This window comes from Candidatus Nitrosotalea sp. FS (genome assembly GCF_011319475.1).
Lineage (GTDB): Archaea > Thermoproteota > Nitrososphaeria > Nitrososphaerales > Nitrosopumilaceae > Nitrosotalea.
Map to the genome: position 1 here is coordinate 1 of NZ_RCMC01000242.1, position 1,225 is coordinate 1,225.

At 40.5% G+C, this 1,225-nt stretch carries 3 protein-coding genes and 1 pseudogene; all 4 read left to right on the forward strand.

The features are described from left to right. Positions 1–6: 6 nt before the first annotated feature. On the forward strand, positions 7–308 hold a 302-nt coding region (locus DYY66_RS09630), incomplete at its 3' end, for a DALR anticodon-binding domain-containing protein (protein WP_255496422.1). Between the two features lies 1 nt (position 309). Then, positions 310–427: pseudogene (locus tag DYY66_RS09635) on the forward strand (DALR anticodon-binding domain-containing protein); the annotation flags it as partial. Positions 428–430: 3 nt separating this feature from the next. Then, positions 431–616 (forward strand): hypothetical protein, encoded by a 186-nt coding sequence (locus DYY66_RS09640; protein WP_166288686.1) that lies wholly within the window; start codon positions 431–433, stop codon positions 614–616. Between the two features lie 58 nt (positions 617–674). Continuing rightward, positions 675–1,225: tRNA (adenine-N1)-methyltransferase (locus tag DYY66_RS09645; protein ID WP_166288689.1), on the forward strand; the 551-nt coding region annotated here is incomplete at its 3' end.

Consider the following 1,225-nt stretch of genomic DNA (forward strand, 5'->3'; position numbering starts at 1 on the left):
CGTGCATTGAGGATCTTAGAAAAAGCTGGTAAGAGTCCAAACTTTGAAACAAGCCTTGATGGACTAGATACCATATACGAAAGAGACCTTGCCAAAGTTATTGCCAAGTTTGACCTCCAGGTAGAAGATGCTGCCAAGAACCTCTCACCCAAAATAATCGCCAAGTATTGCTACCAACTTGCTGTATCATTCAACACATTCTATGAGCATGTCAAGGTGCTTACGGCAGACTCCGAGTCTACAGTAAATGCAAGACTCTGCTTGGTATATTCATTCAAGGAAACACTTGCCAAGGCATTACAACTTTTNACTTACGGCAGATTCCGAGTCGACCGTAAACGCAAGGCTCTGCTTGGTGCATTCATTCAAGGAAACACTTGCCAAGGCATTACAACTTTTAGGGATTGACGCACCAGAGAGGATGTAGAAATTGGTCTCAACCAAAGCCGTAATCCCAGTGATATTTGCAGGAATAGGTCTTGTCTTTACAGTGGTAGGAATGTTTTCAGTATCACAAACAATGGTCTGGACTGGAGTGGGTTTCTGGGTGGCATCTGTTGTCTCTGGAAGAATACTCAAAAGAAAACCCAAGACCGGCGAAGAAACCAAAATCTAGATGTTAATGAAAATTTTCAGGGTCAAGCTATTTATCCACATTTGATCAGGTTGAGTTATTGAAGAAAATAAAGCAAAACGACAATGTGTTGTTTTTTTATAATGATAGTAAAAAATGGCTGATGAAGGCTGCGCCAAAACAAAAATTTCATACCCATGTTGGAATAATTGATCACAAAAAAGTGATAGGAAAACCATTTGGGACTGCAATCAAGACAAACAAGGGAAAAATAATTTTTGCGCTAGAGCCTACCATCTATGATTATGTAATGAAAAGTCAGCGCAGTACGCAAATTGTTTATCCCAAAGACTTGGGGTATATTGCAGCACGAATTGGATTACAGAGCGGACACAAGATTGTAGAGATTGGAACTGGCAGCGGCTCGTTTACAACTTTTCTTGCAAGCCTTGTAAAACCAAAGGGTCACATCTACACTTATGACGTTGATGAAAATTTCATGGCAATTGCAAGAAAGAACATCGAGAAAGCAGGCGTATCAAAATATGTAACCATGACAAAACTTGATCTCAAGACTGCCAAAAAGATGCCTCAAAAAGATGCAGATGTGGTAATTGTTGATCTAGGGGACCCATGGGTGGTTGTGCCTCA